At 68.6% G+C, this 16,353-nt stretch carries 16 protein-coding genes and 1 rRNA gene; 8 read left to right on the top strand and 9 right to left on the bottom strand.

Annotation, left to right across the window (positions count from 1 at the left end; genetic code table 11):
• Nucleotides 1-43 precede the first annotated feature (43 nt).
• Complete coding sequence (gene fadB / locus OP497_RS03065) at nt 44-2,245, bottom strand: fatty acid oxidation complex subunit alpha FadB (RefSeq protein WP_280546436.1); 2,202 nt, start codon at nt 2,243-2,245, stop codon at nt 44-46.
• Between the two features lie 342 nt (nt 2,246-2,587).
• Between fadB and slyA the strand changes: the two genes are divergently transcribed.
• Entirely contained in the window at nt 2,588-3,031 is a 444-nt protein-coding gene (gene slyA, locus OP497_RS03060) for a transcriptional regulator SlyA (RefSeq protein ID WP_280546434.1), read from the top strand.
• Between the two features lie 6 nt (nt 3,032-3,037).
• Here the strand turns inward: slyA and OP497_RS03055 are convergent, their stop codons facing one another.
• Complete coding sequence (locus tag OP497_RS03055) at nt 3,038-3,568, bottom strand: preprotein translocase subunit YajC (protein WP_280546432.1); 531 nt, start codon at nt 3,566-3,568, stop codon at nt 3,038-3,040.
• A gap of 106 nt (nt 3,569-3,674) precedes the next feature.
• On the opposite strand from OP497_RS03055, the gene OP497_RS03050 reads away from it, so the two are divergent.
• Nucleotides 3,675-4,130: a universal stress protein gene (locus OP497_RS03050; protein ID WP_280546430.1), complete on the top strand. Its 456-nt coding sequence runs from the start codon at nt 3,675-3,677 to the stop codon at nt 4,128-4,130.
• 122 nt (nt 4,131-4,252) lie between these two features.
• Here the strand turns inward: OP497_RS03050 and OP497_RS03045 are convergent, their stop codons facing one another.
• Nucleotides 4,253-6,184: an ATP-binding cassette domain-containing protein gene (locus tag OP497_RS03045; protein WP_280546428.1), complete on the bottom strand. Its 1,932-nt coding sequence runs from the start codon at nt 6,182-6,184 to the stop codon at nt 4,253-4,255.
• 100 nt (nt 6,185-6,284) lie between these two features.
• Between OP497_RS03045 and OP497_RS03040 the strand changes: the two genes are divergently transcribed.
• On the top strand, nt 6,285-7,172 hold the full coding sequence (locus OP497_RS03040; RefSeq protein ID WP_280546426.1) for a TatD family hydrolase: 888 nt from the start codon (nt 6,285-6,287) through the stop codon (nt 7,170-7,172).
• 1 nt (nt 7,173) lies between these two features.
• Nucleotides 7,174-7,728: a hypothetical protein gene (locus OP497_RS03035; RefSeq protein ID WP_280546424.1), complete on the top strand. Its 555-nt coding sequence runs from the start codon at nt 7,174-7,176 to the stop codon at nt 7,726-7,728.
• A gap of 15 nt (nt 7,729-7,743) precedes the next feature.
• Here OP497_RS03035 and OP497_RS03030 read toward each other — a convergent pair whose 3' ends face one another.
• Together OP497_RS03030 and OP497_RS03025 are read right to left on the bottom strand one after the other, a co-directional pair.
• Complete coding sequence (locus OP497_RS03030) at nt 7,744-9,915, bottom strand: thiamine pyrophosphate-dependent enzyme (RefSeq protein ID WP_280546423.1); 2,172 nt, start codon at nt 9,913-9,915, stop codon at nt 7,744-7,746.
• A 36-nt stretch (nt 9,916-9,951) separates the two neighbouring features.
• Entirely contained in the window at nt 9,952-10,527 is a 576-nt protein-coding gene (locus tag OP497_RS03025) for an elongation factor P hydroxylase (protein ID WP_280546420.1), read from the bottom strand.
• Nucleotides 10,528-10,676: 149 nt separating this feature from the next.
• Here OP497_RS03025 and OP497_RS03020 point away from each other — a divergent pair, with 149 nt between their 5' ends.
• From OP497_RS03020 to OP497_RS03010, 3 genes are all read left to right on the top strand, one after another.
• On the top strand, nt 10,677-12,125 hold the full coding sequence (locus tag OP497_RS03020) for an MATE family efflux transporter (RefSeq protein WP_280546418.1): 1,449 nt from the start codon (nt 10,677-10,679) through the stop codon (nt 12,123-12,125).
• A 40-nt stretch (nt 12,126-12,165) separates the two neighbouring features.
• Nucleotides 12,166-13,164, top strand: a complete 999-nt coding sequence (locus tag OP497_RS03015; protein ID WP_280546417.1) for a DUF3080 family protein — start codon at nt 12,166-12,168, stop codon at nt 13,162-13,164.
• A 113-nt stretch (nt 13,165-13,277) separates the two neighbouring features.
• Nucleotides 13,278-13,994: a hypothetical protein gene (locus tag OP497_RS03010; protein WP_280546415.1), complete on the top strand. Its 717-nt coding sequence runs from the start codon at nt 13,278-13,280 to the stop codon at nt 13,992-13,994.
• Between the two features lie 15 nt (nt 13,995-14,009).
• On the opposite strand, the gene tusA is transcribed toward OP497_RS03010, so the two are convergent.
• Nucleotides 14,010-14,261, bottom strand: coding sequence for a sulfurtransferase TusA (gene tusA / locus OP497_RS03005; RefSeq protein WP_280546413.1), 252 nt, complete (start codon nt 14,259-14,261; stop codon nt 14,010-14,012).
• Between the two features lie 41 nt (nt 14,262-14,302).
• On the opposite strand from tusA, the gene OP497_RS03000 reads away from it, so the two are divergent.
• Nucleotides 14,303-14,593: an antibiotic biosynthesis monooxygenase gene (locus OP497_RS03000; RefSeq protein WP_106228982.1), complete on the top strand. Its 291-nt coding sequence runs from the start codon at nt 14,303-14,305 to the stop codon at nt 14,591-14,593.
• A 17-nt stretch (nt 14,594-14,610) separates the two neighbouring features.
• On the opposite strand, the gene rlmM is transcribed toward OP497_RS03000, so the two are convergent.
• The 3 genes from rlmM to rrf form a co-directional block, all read right to left on the bottom strand.
• Nucleotides 14,611-15,678, bottom strand: coding sequence for a 23S rRNA (cytidine(2498)-2'-O)-methyltransferase RlmM (gene rlmM / locus OP497_RS02995; protein ID WP_280546402.1), 1,068 nt, complete (start codon nt 15,676-15,678; stop codon nt 14,611-14,613).
• Nucleotides 15,675-16,103, bottom strand: coding sequence for a DUF2721 domain-containing protein (locus OP497_RS02990; RefSeq protein ID WP_280546400.1), 429 nt, complete (start codon nt 16,101-16,103; stop codon nt 15,675-15,677). Before OP497_RS02990 ends, rlmM begins: the two co-directional genes overlap by 4 nt.
• 141 nt (nt 16,104-16,244) lie before the next feature.
• A 5S ribosomal RNA gene (rrf, locus tag OP497_RS02985) occupies nt 16,245-16,353 on the bottom strand; the annotation flags it as partial.

The raw sequence follows: 16,353 nt of genomic DNA, 5'->3' as shown, positions 1-16,353 counted from the left end.
TCCGGAACGTCCTGACCGTTGCGTGGCATATCCTGGGGACGCGTCAGCCCTGGGCCTTGCTGGCATAGAAGGTCTCGCCGGAGGCGGCCATCTGGCGCAGCTTCTCGGTGGGCGCGTAGAGCGGGCCGAGCTCCTCGGCCAGGCGCTCCGCCTGGCTGACGAAGGCGTCGACGCCCATGGCATCGATGTAGCGCAGCGCGCCGCCGCGGAACGGCGGGAAGCCGATGCCGTAGATCAGCGCCATGTCGGCCTCGGCGGGGCTGCCGACGATGTCGTCTTCCAGGCAGCGCACGGTCTCCAGGCACAGCGGCACCATCATGCGGGCGATGATCTCCTCATCGGAAAACTCGCGGCGCTCCCCGGCCACGCCCTTGACCAGCGTGATGGCGGCCTCGTCGGTGACCTTCCGGGGCTTGCCCTTGCGATCCTCCTCGTAGGCGTAGAAGCCCTTGGCACTCTTCTGGCCCAGGCGGTCGTTCTCCACCATGACCTGGATGGCGCTCTTGCCCTGGCCGTCTCCCCGCTCACCGGCCATGCCGGCCATCCGCTCCGGGAAGCCCTCGGCCATCACCTCGCCAGCGTGCACCGCGGTGTCCATGCCCACCACATCGAGCAGATAGGCGGGGCCCATGGGCCAGCCGAACGTCTCCATCACCTTGTCGATGCGCTGGAAGTCGGCGCCCTGCTCCACCAGCTGGCTGAAGCCGCCGAAGTAGGGAAAGAGCACGCGGTTGACCAAAAACCCCGGGCAATCGTTGACCACGATGGGCGTCTTGCCCATGGCACGGGCGTAGGCCACGGTGGCGGCGACGGCGGTATCCGAGGACTTCTCGCCGCGGATCACCTCCACCAGGGGCATGCGGTGCACCGGGTTGAAGAAGTGCATGCCGCAGAAGTTCTCCGGCCGCTTGAGGTTCTCGGCCAGGCGGGTGATGGAGATGGTCGAGGTATTGGTGGTAAGAATCGCCTCCTCGCCGACCGCCTCTTCCACTTCGGCCAGCACCTTGCCCTTGACCTTGGGGTTCTCGACCACCGCCTCGACCACCAGGTCGACGTGGCCGAAATCGCCATAGGAGAGGGTCGGGCGAATGTTGCTGAGCTTCTCGGCCATCTGCCCGGTGGAGAGCTTGCCCCGCTCCACCTGCTTGGCGAAGAGCTTGCGGGCCTCCTTGAGGCCGAGCTCGATGGCCTCCTCCTTGATGTCCTTCATCAGGATGGGCGTGCCCTTGGAGGCGCTCTGGTAGGCGATGCCGCCGCCCATGATGCCGGCGCCGAGCACCGCCGCCTGCTCGACCGGCCGCGCCTGCTTCGCGTACTGGCTGCCCTTCTTCTTGACCACCTGGTCATTCATGAACAGGCCGACCAGGTTGAAGGCCACCTCGGAGAGCGCCAGCTTGGCGAAGGCCTTGGTCTCGATGGCCTGGGCCCGGGCGCGCGACTCGCCGGCGCCCTTCTGGATCACCTTGATCGCCTCCACCGGTGCCGGGTAGTGCGGCCCCGCCTTGCCCTTGACGTAGCCCTTGGCGGTCTCGAAGGTCATCATCTGCTCGATGGGGCCGAGCGTGAGCGGCGCGCTCTTCTCGGCACGGCGGGCCCGATAGTCGAGCTCGCCGGCCTGGGCGCGGGCCAGGATGTCCAGGGCCGCGGCCTGCAGCTGCTCGCCCGGCACCACGGTGTCCACCGCCCCCATCTCGAGGGCGGCCTCGGCGCGGTTCTCGGTGCCGCCGGCGATCCATTCGATGGCGTTGTCGGCGCCGATGAGCCGCGGCAGGCGCACGCAGCCGCCCCAGCCGGGCAGGATGCCGAGCTTGGTCTCGGGCAGGCCGATCCTGGCGGACTCGGCCATGACGCGAAAGTCGGTGGTCAGGGTGATCTCGCAGCCCCCGCCCAGGGCCAGGCCATTGATGGCGGTGACCGTGGGGAACGGCAGGTCCTCGATGGCATTGAAGATGTCGTGCACCCGCTCGAGCATGGCCTCGATCTGCTCCGCGCCCTGCTCGAACATGCCGTGGAACTCGGTGATGTCGGCACCGACGATGAACGCCTCCTTCGCGCTGCCGATCACCAGGCCCTCGAGGCCTTTCTCGGCGCGGATGGCCGCGACGGCCTCGCCCAGTTCCGCGACCACGGCGCTGGAGAGCGTGTTGATGGACTCATCCTTCAGGTCGAAGGTGAGCGTGGCGATGGCATCGCCCCCGTCCTCGAGACCGCGCGCCACCGTGATGGCATTGCCTTGATAGATCATCCACGAACCTCCCTACAGAAATTCATACGGTCGTTTGATTTTCGACAGCTTGGTGCAGCCGAGCCCGAACGTCAAGCCCCTACCGACATCATGGCAGGTCCCGACGGCTCACCCCAGCGGGACGGGCGCTGTTAGACTCGACGGATGAACCGAGAAACGCCGAGGGCGAGGCAGGCGAGGCAGGCGAGGCAGGCGAGGCAGGCGAGGCAGGCGAGGCAGGCGAGGCAGAGGATGACGCGGGGATGACGCGGGGATGGCCGATGACCTGCAATGATAAGCCTGCTTGCATTCCACGTCGCCGGTTCGGACAATCCGGTCAGGCTTCTCCCGGATGCACAGACCATGCACCAGAACATCGGCTTCCAGCTGTCCCGCGTGCCGCGCCTGTGGCGCGCGGTCATCGACCGGCGACTGGCGCCGCTGGGCCTGACCCAGACCCGCTGGATCACCCTCTACCACCTCTGGCAGCTCGGTGACGGCCAGCCGCAGTGCGACCTGGCCCGCGCCATCGGCGTCGAGGCCCCTTCTCTGGTCCGCACCCTGGACCAGCTCTCCGAGCAGGGGCTGATCGAGCGGCGCGGCTGCGAGCAGGACCGCCGCACCAAGCGCATCTACCTGACACCCAAGGCCACGCCGCTGCTGGAGCAGATCGATACGGTGGTCAGCCAGGCGCGCAGCGAGATGCTGGCCAGCCTCGACGATGCGGAGGTCGGCCAGCTGGCGAGTCTGCTGTCGCGCATCGAGGAGAACGGCCTGGCGATCCAGGCCCGCGAGGATGCGGAGTGATCGCCCTCAGGCGCGCGGCCCCTCCAGGGGCACGTCCCTCCCGGGATAGTCGGGATGCCCGGCCAGGGCGTCGCGCAGGGCCGTGAAGTCCTCCAGGTAGCGGGAGAAACGCTCGGCATCCTGTGACTCCCACCACCAGAGGCCGAGAGCCGTCCGGTTCGACTCCAGCACCAGGGCATCCAGGGGCAGGCGCGTCAGCAACGCCTCGAGCGGCGCCTCGGCCCCCGCCGGCAGCGGCCGCAGCGGTTCGAAGCGCCAGTACCAGCCATGCCGGAACGGCTTGAGCGCCGGTCCGGCCTCGGTGTCCCGCACCAGCATGAAGTCGGGCCCAGGCTGCTGCGGCGGATAGGGCCAACGGTAGTGGGGCATGACGCCCTTGATATCATGCAGCGGTGGCCGGGCCAGCTTGACGGTGACGCCAGCCCGGTTCATGGCCGTGCGCATCCGTGCCACCCGCTTCTGGCGCGGGTTCGGCTTGAGCCAGAGTGCCGGTGAGATCACCAGCATCACCGAGACAAGAATGATCAACCAGGCCATGCGGTTCTCCCTGTGAATCTTGATGCAAGTCGTTGTCTTGTCACGCAAGGCGTCCTAGAGTGGAAGCATCCCCCAACACGCTGGATGCTGTACGGAGAGTCACACCATGAGCAACGAATATCGCCATGTCCTGGTCGCCGTCGACCTGACCAAGGACTCCCACAAGGTCCTGGAGCGGGCGATGCAGATCGCCGACCGCAACCAGGCCACGCTGTCGATCATGCATACCCTGGAGCCGCTGGGCTTCGCCTATGGCGGCGACATCCCCATGGACCTCACCAGCATCCAGGACCAGCTCGACGAACATGCCAAGCAGCGCCTGGCCGAAATCGCCGACACCCATGTGCCCCGCGAGAACCAGCACGTGGTGGTGGGCATGCCCGACACCGAGATCCACCGCTTCGCCGAGGAGCATGACGTTGACCTGATCGTGGTCGGCTCCCACGGCCGCCATGGCTTCGCCCTCCTGCTCGGCTCCACTTCCACCGGCGTGCTGCACGGCGCCCAGTGCGACGTGCTGGCCGTGCGGGTCGGCGCCAAGGGCGAGGAGAGCGAGGAATAACGCGCCTCGCCCCGCTCCACTGCGAAGGCGCCCGAGGGCGCCTTCTTTGGTGTTGATGCCCGCAGGTGAGGCGACGGCGGACCACCACCGCGACCATCGCCGTGCGGATGCGGTGCCCGGTATCACTCCCCGGCCGCCATCGCCTCCAGCTCCATCCACCGCTCCATGGCCGCTTCCAGCGTGGCCTGGGTGTCGTTCAGCGACTGCAGGGTTGCCGAAACGGTCTCGGCCTCCTGCTGGTAGAAGGCCGGGTCGCCCACCCGTGCCTCGAAGGCGGCCACCTCTCCCTCGAGGCGCTCGATCTCGGCCGGCAGGCCATCGAGCTCGCGCTGCAGCTTGTAGGAGAGCTTGACCGGCCGATTCGCCGAGCTCGCGCCGGAGGACGCCCTGGCCGGTGCCGACGTGTCGCTCGCCGCCGGGGCCACGGGTTCGGCATGTTGACGCGCCGCCCCCTCCCAGGGCGCGGGGGGCAGCCGGCCACCCTGGCGCACCCAGTCGCTGTAGCCGCCCACGTACTCGCGCACCCGCCCCTGGCCCTCGAAGGCCAGCACGCTGGTCACCACGTTGTCCATGAAGGCACGGTCGTGGGAGACCAGCAACAGGGTGCCGTCGAAGTCGAGCAGCAGCTCCTCGAGCAGTTCCAGGGTCTCGACGTCGAGGTCGTTGGTCGGCTCGTCGAGCACCAGGACATTGGCCGGCTGGGTGAACAGCTTGGCCAGCAGCAGGCGGTTGGACTCGCCACCGGAGAGCGCCTTGACCGGTTGGCGCACCCGCTCGGGGGTGAACAGGAAGTCCTGCAGGTAGCTCATCACGTGACGGTCGCGCCCCCCCACGCTGATGCGATCACTGCCCTGGGCGACGTTGTCGTAGACGCTCTTCTCGGGCTCCAGGCCGGCACGCAGCTGGTCGAAATAGGCCACCTGCAGCTTGGTACCGAACTGCACCTTGCCCTCGGTCGGATCGAGCTCGCCGAGCAGAATCTTGAGCAGCGTCGTCTTGCCGGCACCGTTGCGGCCGATGAAGCCGATGCGGTCGCCGCGCTGGATCTCCAGGCTGAGGTCGTCGATCACCACCTCATCGCCGAAGCGCTGGGTGACGTGCTCGAGACCCACCACCCGCTTGCCGCTGCGCCCACCACTATCGACGGCGAGCGAGGCCTTGCCCTGGCGTTCGCGGCGTTCGCTGCGCTCCCGGCGCAGCTGCTCCAGCGCCCTCACCCGGCCCTCGTTGCGGGTGCGGCGTGCCTTGATGCCTTGGCGGATCCAGGCCTCCTCCTGGGCGAGCTTCTTGTCGAACTCGGCATGCTCGCGGGCCTCGACCTCCAGCTCGTGGTTCTTCTGCTCCTGGTAGGCGGCATAATCCCCGGGGTAGCGGCCCAGGCGGCCGCGGTCGAGCTCGAGGATCGCCGTGGCGAGCTTCGAGAGGAAGGCACGGTCGTGGGTGATGAAGAGCACGGCGCCATTGAAGTCCAGCAGCTGCTCTTCCAGCCAGGCGATGGTGTCCAGATCCAGGTGGTTGGTGGGCTCGTCTAACATTAGCAGGTCGGGCTCGGCGACCAGCGCCCGGGCCAGCGCCACGCGGCGGCGCCAGCCACCGGAGAGCGCGGCCATCTCGGCGTCGGGCGGCAACCCCAGCCGGGTCAGCACCACGTCGATGCGCTGGTGGAACGACCAGCCGTCGATCGCCTCGATCCGCGTCTGCAACTCGGCCATGCGCCGCATGTCCGGGTCCTCGTCGTGGATCAGGTGGTGATACTCGGAGAGCAACTCACCGGCCTCAGGCAGGCCCTGGGCCACCACGTCGAAGATGGTCTGGCCGGTGGCATCCGGCAGTTCCTGGGCGAGCACCCCGATCTTCAACCCCGGCGCGCGCCAGATGTTGCCGCCATCGGCCTGGACCTCGCCGGCCACCAGCTTCAGCAGGGTCGACTTGCCGGTGCCGTTGCGCCCCACCAGGGCGAGGCGCTCGCCCTTCTCCAGCACCAGATCGGCGCCGTTGAGCAGTACCTGGGTACCATAGGCCAGTTGCAGCTGTTCCAGACGTAGCAGGGTCACGCGCTCACCTCTTCATTCATCAAGGGCGCTAGTGTAACGCATGGCCGGCCCGGCGTGGCGACGGGTACAATACGCGCCTGATCCCTGAAGGAGTTCCGCCTTGGTTGCCCCGACCGACACCTGCGACGACGTCCTGCCCGAGGCCCTGCGCTTCACCTCGCCCGCGCCGCTGGTAGACATCGGCGCCAACCTGACCCACGACAGTTTCGCTCGGGACCTGCCGGCGGTGCTGGCCCGCGCCCGGGCGGCGAACGTCACCACCCTGATCCTCACCGGCACCGACCGTGAGCATGCCGAACAGGCGGTGGCGCTGGCCCGCCGCCACCCGGGGCTCTTCGCCACCGCCGGGGTGCATCCCCACGACGCCAGCCGCTGGGACCCGGCGCTGGAGCGGGCGATGCGCGACCTGCACTGCCAGCCCGAGGTGGTGGCGGTGGGTGAATGTGGCCTGGACTTCAACCGCAACTTCTCCACCCCCGCCGAGCAGGAGCGTGCCTTCGAGGCCCAGCTCGGCCTGGCGGCCCAGAGCGGCAAGCCGCTGTTCCTCCATGAGCGGGACGCCGGGCGCCGCATGCGCGAGATGCTGCATGCCTGGCGAGACGATATCCCCGACGCCGTGGTGCACTGCTTCACTGCCGACCGCGAGACCCTCTACGGCTACCGGGACCTGGACCTGCATATCGGCCTGACCGGCTGGCTGTGCGACGAGCGTCGCGGCCACCACCTGCGCGAGCTGGTCAACGAGATCCCCCTGGACCGGCTGATGGTGGAAACCGACTGCCCGTACCTGCTGCCGCGCAATTTACCTGCCAAACTCAAGGGCAGACGCCACGAACCGGCGCTGCTGCCCTGGATCGTGCGGGAGATCGCCCACTGGCGGGGCATGGACGAGGCCGAACTGGCCCGTGCCACCACCGCGACCGCGCTCGCCTTCTTCCGCCTGCCGGCAGGCGAGGCGCGCCCAGCCACCGAACACGAGGAGTCCTGACATGGCCGGCCCCGAGAGCAAAGAGATCCCCGGCTTCATCGCCGTCGAGACCGGCGAGGACGGCGGATTGCCGCTGGCCATCGCCTGGACGCTGCCCGACGGGCGGGTCAAGCACACCCTGATCCAGCCGGACGACGACTGGCTGGACAGCGAGATGGTCTCGCTGGGCGAGTACAGCCTGGAGGAGCTCAACAGCATGGGCGTAAGCCCGCTGGACGTTATTCGCGAGCTGGAGAACGACCACTTCAGCGAAACCCTCTTCACGGCCGGCGTGAGTGATGACGAGGCGACGATCTCGCGACTCTTCGACACCTACGGCCTCGACCCCTTCGTCGAACTGGCCCCGGCCGAGAGCCTCTACGATGACCTCGAGCCCGGCGGTTGGGCCCGGGCAAGGGGCGAACTCTTCGGCGAGCTGGGCCTCGAGCCACTGCGCCCCGAGCACGAGGTGGCGGTGATGCTCAACCTGCACCAGCGCCTCGCCCCGGGCGTCGCACCCCCCGAGGCCAGTCCCTTCGATGGCCGTCTGCTGGACGGCGATGACGTCGACGACTGAGGGGCCCCACGGCAACTACGCCCCCGAGCGTCCCAGCAGCGCCAGGGCCCGCTCGACGATACCCGCCACCGAGGGCAGCGTGACCGTGGCGGCCGGCCCCAGGGCAATGAAGCTGTCCTCGGCGGTCAGCCGCGCCAGGCGCTGGCCCGCCACGCCGCGCTCGACCAGGCCGGTGATCAGCTCCTCGCTCGGCGAGCCCGACCGCCGGCACTCGTCGACCACCAGGATTCGCGAGCAATCCGCCACCCGGCGATGCAGGGCATCGTGGTCGATGGCGGTGAGCCAGCGCAGGTCGATGAGGCGCAGCGCGATGCCCTCGGCCTCGAGGCGGGTGGCCGCCTGCCGTGACAGGTGCATCCCGTTGCCGTAGCTGACGATGGCCAGGTCGCGTCCCTCCCCCCATTGGCCGAGCTCGCCCACCGCCAGGCGGTAGTCCGGCCCCGGGTCGGCGCAGCAGCCGCGATCATCCCCCTCCTCCAGCAGGTCCCGGGCGTGGTAGCGGGCGATGGGCTCGATCAGCACCACCACCCGCTGCTCCTCGTCGGCCAGGCGGACGGCCTCCTGCAGCAGCCCCACCGCCTCGGCCCCGCTGGACGGGCAGGCCACCAGCAACCCGGGAATGTCGCGCAGCACAGCAATGGCATTGTCGTTGTGGAAGTGGCCGCCGAAGCCCTTCTGGTAGCCGAGCCCGGCGATTCGGACCACCATCGGGTTGGTGAACTGGCCAGCGGAGAAGAAGCTAAGCGTGGCCGCCTCGCCGCGCAGCTGGTCCTCGGCGTTGTGCAGGTAGGCGAGGAACTGGATCTCCAGGATCGGCACCAGGCCGCTCTGGGCCAGGCCGATCCCCAGCCCCAGGATGCTCTGCTCGTCGAGCAGCGTATCGATCACCCGGTGCGGGCCGAACTGCGCCTGCAGGCGCTGGGTGACCCCGTAGACGCCGCCCTTGCGGCCGATGTCCTCGCCGGCCATCACCAGGTGCGGGTAGCGGGTCATCAGCCTCGCCAGCGCCTGGTTGATCAGCCTGGCCATGGGGGACGGGGTGGCATCGACCTCCCCCTGCCAGGGGGTCTGCCGGCCGGGGCGCGGCGGCGGCACGATGCTCGCCATGACCTGCGCGGCGCTCTCGAGCCTGGGTCGCTGGATCACCGCCTCGGCTTCCCGGGCCACCCGCTCGCCGATCGCCCGGTAGCGCTGGGCGATCTCCTCCACGGAGAGCACGCCGTGGCGACGCAGCAGCCCGGCGCTGACCAGCAGCGGGTCGCGGGCCTCGTCGGCCTCGATGCGCGCGGTCGACAGGTAGGCCTGCTGTGCATCGGAGCCGGCATGGCCGAACAGCCTCACGCAGTGCATGTGCAGGAACACCGGCTGGCGACGGCTGCGGGCGAGGTGCGCCGCCTCGCGGGCCACCTGCCAGGTGTCCAGCAGGTCGAGACCGTCACAGGCGAGATAGTGGAAGCCGGGGCGGGCACGCATGCTGGCGGCGATCCAGCCGGGCGGCGTGGGCATGGAGATGCCGATGCCGTTGTCCTCGCAGACCATCACCAGCGGCATGGGCGCGCCCTGCCAGGCGGCCCAGCCCGCGGCATTGAGGGCGCCCTGGGCGGTGGAGTGGTTGAAGGAGGCATCGCCGAAGCTGCAGATCACCACGCTGTCCGGCGGCCACTCGCCGCCACCGCCCAGGCGACGCCACAGGCCGAGGCTGTGGGCCGCCCCCACCGCCTTGGGCAGGTGGGAGGCGATGGTGCTGGTCTGCGGCGGGATGCTGAGCGCCCTGGAGCCCAGCACCTTGTGGCGCCCACCGGAGATCGGGTCCTCCGACGAGGCGGTGAAGCTCAGCAGCAGGTCGCGGATCGGCGTCTGGCCCGGCACGGCGCGGCTGCGCTGGATCAGGAAGGCGGCATCGCGGTAGTGCAGGAAGGCGGGATCATCGGGGCGGAAGGCGCGGGCGATGGCGGCGTTGCCCTCGTGGCCGGCACTGCCGATGGTGTAGAAGCCCTCGCCCCGTGCCTGGACCCGCCGGGCCTGGAGGTCGAGGTGGCGGCTGGTCAACTGGGACTCGAAGAGCTCGACGAGCCCCTCGGTGTCGAGCCCGGCCGCCTCCAGGGAGCCGTCGTGTGACGGGGCGGGCCAGGTGTCGTCATGCAGGGCGGCGAGGAAGCGCTGTTCCTGGGGCAGGGAGTCGGCCACGGTCGGCCTCCGGTCGGCGGGACATTGCCCTACAGCCTAGTCGATCACCCCGAGGGGCCGCGATCCTGCCGACTCGAGCCGACGGTGCCCGGCCGCCACGGCTTGCTCGAGGCTGGCCCCTTCCCGGTAGAAGGCCGCCAGCGTCTGCCGGAAGGCCGCCGCGCGCCCCGGCAGACCCTCGCGCAGGTAGCGCTCGGCCCACGCCTCGACCCGCGCCTGGAAGCCCTCGCGGTCGACCTCCACCTCGCCCAGGTTGTCGACGCTGACGTTGAAGGGCAGGCCACAGGCCTGCGACAAGAGCCGCTCCAGTGCCTGGGGCGCCACCTCCACCGCCTCGAAGACGCGCTGCTGGCGGGCATCCCGGCCGTCGGGCAGGTACCAGTAGCCGTAGTCCTCGAGCTGTCTCCGCCGGGCTCCGGCGATGCACCAGTGGCTGACCTCGTGCAGGGCGCTGGCGTAGAAGCCGCGGGCGAAGATCACCCGATGCCAGGGGGAGACCTCGTCTGCCGGCAGGTAGAGCGGCTCGTCTCCGCCGCGCACCAGGTGGGTTTGGTAGCGGGACAGGAAGAGACCGTCGAACAGCGCAATGACATCCTCGAGTCGGTGGCTCACGCAGGCTCCTGGAAGGCGTAAAGGGCGCCATTATAGAGGCAAGGCCGCGCGGCGCGAAAATCGTTGCCTCCTGATAGACTGGACGGCCTGCCGGCGCTCGTCCCGGGCCGGACGCTGCCGACTCACCCTTGACGCATGGAGCTGCTGCCTTGGCCTCGTTCGCCTCACGCCTGCTGGCCACCAGCCGCCAGGAAACGCGCCCCCTGATGCGCCTGGCGCTGCCCATCTGCGGGTCCCAGCTGGCCCAGGCCGGGATGAGCGTCGTCGACGTGATGATGACCGGGCGACTCAGTGCCACCGACCTGGCGGCCGTCTCGGTGGGTTCCAGCCTGTGGCTGCCGCTGATGCTGTTCATGACCGGCACCCTGATGGGGCTGACGCCGATCGTCGCCCAGTTGCTGGGTGGCGGCCGCACGGCAGGGATCCGCCCCAGCGTCCACCAGGCGCTGTGGATCGCCCTCGCCCTGGGCATGGTCGCCGCGGTGCTGCTGTGGTTCACGGTGATGCCGATCTTTCGCCTGATGGCGGTGCCCGAGGAGGTCGCCGGGCGCGCCGCCGCCTACCTGGCCGCCGTGGCCTTCGGCATGCCCGGGGTGGCGCTCTTCCAGGCGCTACGCGCCTTCTCGGACGGCATGAACCATACCCGACCGTCACTGTGGATCAGTCTGGTTGGCCTCGGCGTGAACATCCCCTGCAACTTCGTGCTGATCTACGGCGGCGAGGGGCTGGCGGGGCTGTTCGGCGACTGGCTACCCGGCAGCGTGCAGGGTCTGCCGGCCCTCGGCGCCCTGGGCTGCGGCATCGCCACGGCGCTCTCCATGTGGGTGATGGGCCTGGCGATGATCGCCTACACCCGGCATTCCCGGGCCTACGGCGACGTCGCGCTGTGGCATTCGCCCACGCCTCCGCGCTGGCCGCTGATCGGCGAGCTGCTGCACGTGGGCGTGCCCATCGGCGTGGCGATCTTCGTGGAGGTGACGCTGTTCACGCTGATCGCCCTGTTCATCGCCAGCCTCGGCGAGATCACCGTGGCGGCCCACCAGGTGGCGCTCAACTACACTTCGATCCTGTTCATGCTGCCGCTCTCCCTGGGCATGGCCCTGACCGTGCGGGTCGGCAACACCCTGGGACAGGGCCGCCCCGATGCCGCCCGGCTGGTGGCCTGGCACGGCATCCTGGTGGCGCTGGCCGTGGCGGGGCTCAACAGCCTGCTGCTGTGGCTCACCACCGAGCCGGTGATCGGGCTTTATACTCATGACAGCGAGGTGCAGCGCCTGACCCTAACGCTGGTCGGCCTGGCGATGCTCTACCAGGTGTCGGACGCCCTGCAGGTCAACCTGGCCGGGGCCCTGCGAGGCTACAAGGACACCCGCATCATCATGCTGATCACCCTGCTGGCCTACTGGCTGGTGGGGCTCGGCGGAGGCCACTGGCTGGGAGCACATGGCCTGTTCGGATGGCTCGGCCCGCTGGGCGTGTACGGCTACTGGATCGGCCTGATTGCCGGCTTGACCACGGCAGCCGTGCTGTTGGGCGAGCGACTCAGGCGCATCAGCAAGGCGACGACCCATGGACAGATCGAGATTCCTGCCGAGTGACGCCGGCCGTGCATCCCGCCGCCGCGGGATCCGGAGGCTGATGGCGCTGCCGTTACTGCTGCTGGCCGGCTGCGGCGAGGGCGACAGCGAGGCCCTGCTGAGCGACTACCAGCAGCGCCTCGCCGAGACCGTCTCGCTCGAGGCGCCGCCGCGCTCGACCCCGGACAACATCGCGGCCTTCCCCGAACACGACCAGCGGCTGTTCGAAGTCGCCGAGACCCGCGAGGGCATGCTCGACATCTATGCCCTGCGCGAGTGCCATATCACCAACCTCGTGGCGGGACGCAACAACCAGCTCGGCAAGGTGGCGGCCCCCAGCCAGCGCTGGCTCTACGAACTCCAGCTGTGGCGCCGGCTGAGCGGCTGCTGGAACGGCGACGTCCCGGACGCCCTCTCCGATGACAGCCGTGAACGCCTGGCCCGGCTCACCGGCACCAAGACCGAACAGCTGCCCCGGGTCAGCTGGAACGCCCTATTCGCCTCCGAGGAGTGGGTCAAGAATTTCTCCCGGGCGAGCTCTCCCCTCTCCCCCGAGGCCCTCGACGAGATCGAGCCGCGCAGTGCCGCGCTGCGCTATCTGCGCAAGGCGACCCTGCATCAGTTCGACCGCGACTGGATGGCCGATTCGGCCACCCTCGAGGGCCACCTCAAGACCCTGCAGGAACGCCCGCTGTCTGCCGAGCTTCTGCGCACCCTGCTGCTCGCCGAACAGCGCCTGGCCGAGGCCTCGACGCTGATCGAGGGCGCCCTGAGGCGCGAGGACCGCGCAGCCTGTCGCGGGGCGGCCGACCGCCTGGCCGGATCGCCAGAGGCGACCCGACTGGCGACCTGGCTGGAGGACCTCGACCGCGCCGCCCGGCACTGGCTCGGGGCCATCGACGCCCTCCTCGAGGTGCATGTGGCGTCCCCACCGGCGGTGGCCGACTACCGGCGACGCTGGCTGTCGCTGACCGCCCCCAAAGCCCCGCTGCCGGCCTTCGCGGCGGCCCGCGAGCGCCACGCTGCACTGCGCAACCGTCTCGCCCGTCACTGCAGATGAGCCGCCGGGACTTAACCTTGGCAATCACTCTGTGCTATTGATGAGATAAATAGTGACGCAGTGCGCTGCTTACCAGGCCGATGCCGTGACCACGCAGCACTTGGAGGGACATCATGGGAATCCCGCAGTCACCCCGCTCCGCCCGGGTCATCGACCTCGAGGCCATGCGCCAACGTCAACTGGCCCGGCGCCGGTTGGTTCGCCTTTCGCCCGAGCTGGACAATCTGGAAATGGTCTATCGGCTCGCCTCAGATACCGACACCTTGTACGGCATGCCTCTGCTGGCCTGGGGGCTGCAGGAAGATGGCGAGGTAGTCGGCCTGGTGCCCTGGATGGAGGCCCTCACACCCTGCCGTCGCCTGGATGACGCCGAGCATGGCCATTTCATCGGCTATCGCGACCCGGAGACCGAGGAGCTCTTCGAGCAGCCCCCCGAGCACAAGGTGCTGGAACTCGAGCACGCCGCCGCCTACTTCGACTACGAGGAGACCGACGAGACCACGCTGATCCAGCAGCTGCCCGAGACCCAGGGGACCCATGCTCTGTGCATGGACGAGAGCGATGCTCCCTGGCAGCTGAAGCAGGTCTTCGGCTGGCGCCTCTACAGCGACGGCACCGTGGAGGCCCTGCTCGTCGACGAGCGGCTGATCGAGACCACCCCGATCCTTCCCGGCGACCCCTGCCTCTATCCCGGCCACAGCCGCCACCAGGTGGTCTACTTCTTCCAGCGGCAGATCGCCAACCGCATCCGCCACGAGGACCCCACCACCCTCGAGGCCCTGGCGCTGATGGTCATGCCCGGCGGCGACGTTGACTCGTCGACCGACTGACGGGCTGGTCGCGGCTCAGCCGAGACGGATAAAGTAGAGGTAGCGGCCGTCGTCTTCCTGCTGATGCAGGAGCTCATGCCCGAGGAAACTGCAGAACTTGGGGATGTCACGGGTCGTGGCCGGGTCGCTGGCGATCACCTTGAGCACCTCTCCCGAGTGCATGTCACGCACCTTGTTGTGCATCAGCATGATCGGTTCAGGGCAGTAGAGCCCCGTGGTATCGAGTTGCACATCACAGGCCGGCAGGGAATCCGCGGAATCAACCATCGATGACCTCGTTGCAGGACAGTTAAGTAAGGGAGTAACGGATGATCAAGATCATTATCGAACGTCGTATCATGCCCGGCCTGGAGGAGGAATACGAGGCAGCCGCCCGGGAGGCCATGCGCCACTCTCTCGGCGCGCGTGGCTTCGTCGGCGGCGAGAGCCTCGTCGAGCTTGGCCACAGCGATCGCCGTCTGATGATCACCAAGTGGCGTGACATGCGCGCCTGGAAGGAGTGGTACCAAAGCGAGACACGCGCCCGGGTCATGCAGAGCCTGCTGCCGCTGCTGACCGAGGAGGAACGTATCCGCATCTACGAGCCGACGACCCACTGACGGCTCGCGGATCAGCGTCAGTCCAGGATCCGCACGTGTACCGTCACCTCTTCGCGATCATGGTAGAGGTGGCGACACGCCACCTCGGCACGGACGCCGGCCTCGGCGAGCGCCGACTCCAGGCCCGACAGGCAGCGGGAGACCTCCTGCCAGCGCCGTTTCATGGGCAGCTTCAGGTTAAAGACCGCCTCCCGGCACCAGCGACGCACCAGCCAGCGCTGGACCATCGACAGCACGCGCGACGGCTTGTCGACGATATCGCACACCAGCCAGTCGAGCCGACCCGGCGGCTCCCAGACGAAGCCATCCTCGCACAGGTGCTCCACCAGCCCCGTGGCCATCAACCCCTTGTCCATGGGGCCGTTGTCGATGGCATAGACATGCATGCCGCGCTGCACCAGCTGCCAGGTCCAGCCGCCGGGGGCGGCGCCCAGGTCGGCCGCCTGCATACCCTCCCCCAGGCGCTCGTCCCATTCATCTCGCGGGATGAACTCGTGCCAGGCTTCCTCCAGCTTGAGGGTGGAGCGGCTGGGCGCACGATGGGGAAAGCGCAGCCGGCGAATCCCTCCGAGGAGTTCACTGCGGTTGCCGGGAAAGCTCATGCCCAGCTGCACGCGGTCCCCGTCACTCCACAGCAGGTGAAGCCGGCGCCCGCCGGCCTTGCGCCGCAGGGCGCCCCGCTTCTTGAGCAGCGACTCCAGCGGCCGCTTCAGGGCCTTGATCAGGCCGGCGAGGGCCTTGGCCTCGTTGGTGTCCGGTGTCTCCTGCCAGACCGAATCGAAGCTCCAGCCGCTCGCCACCACCTGCTCGATGATCGGGGTGAGGCGATCCTCGCGCAGAAGCGAAAGGGGCGGCAGCGCGAGCAGGCTCTGGCGGGCAAACACCAGGCTTTCCAGCGGCAATGCCCGATGCAGGGCATTGGCCGGTGCATCCCCGGCGGCGATGAAGCGCACGAAACCGGCGTCTGGGCTGACGTCGGCCTCTCCCTGCCAGCCGAGCGCCATGGCCTTCTCCGCGAGTTCTGCCGCCAGGTCCGGCTCGAACCCCGGACGACAATAGAGCAGCAGCTCACCGGGCACTGTCATGGGCTGGCCTCCTCGGGCGCCACCGGGGAAGTGCCCTTCCTCTGATCCTCGATATCCTGCAACTGGACATTGAGTGCATTGGTGGAAATGGTCACCTCCCAGAGCGAGTAGATCAGCGATATGGACAGGGTCACCAGGCTCACGCCGAAGAGCAGCATGCCCAGCAGTTCGAGCGACAGGAAGAGCGCGAACATCGACAGCGTACAGAGCAGGAAGCTCAGCACCCCCGCCACCTGCATGCGCTTGGTCAGGGAGATGCGCCGACGCAGCAACACGATCTGTCGGGCGGTGCCGGTCTGATGCCGGTCACGCTCCTCGTCCGCCAGCTTGCGGATCAGCTGGGCGAGCACCAGGAAGCGGTTGGTATAGGCCAGCAGCAGCAGCGAGATGGCGGGAAAGAGCAGGGCCGGGGTGGTCAGCGTCACGTACGATCTCCGGTTGTGATTCGCAACGCCATGATAACAGGTGACACTTTCACGGGCCGCGCATGAAAAAACCACGAGCTCTAATGAACTCGGGGTTTTTCATGCCAAACCCCGACCAATGGCCGGGGTTTCAGAATAAGTGCCTGACGATGACCTACTCTCGCATGGGGAGGCCCCACACTACCATCGGCGCTGAGCGGTTTCACTGCTGAGTTCGGCAAGGGATCAGGTGGTTCCCGCACGCTATGGT

The organism is Halomonas sp. 11-S5 (assembly GCF_029889825.1).
In the GTDB taxonomy this organism is placed as follows: Bacteria; Pseudomonadota; Gammaproteobacteria; order Pseudomonadales; family Halomonadaceae; genus Halomonas.
Note: the sequence above shows the minus strand (reverse complement) of the source record. Positions and strands in the feature narration are given on the sequence as shown.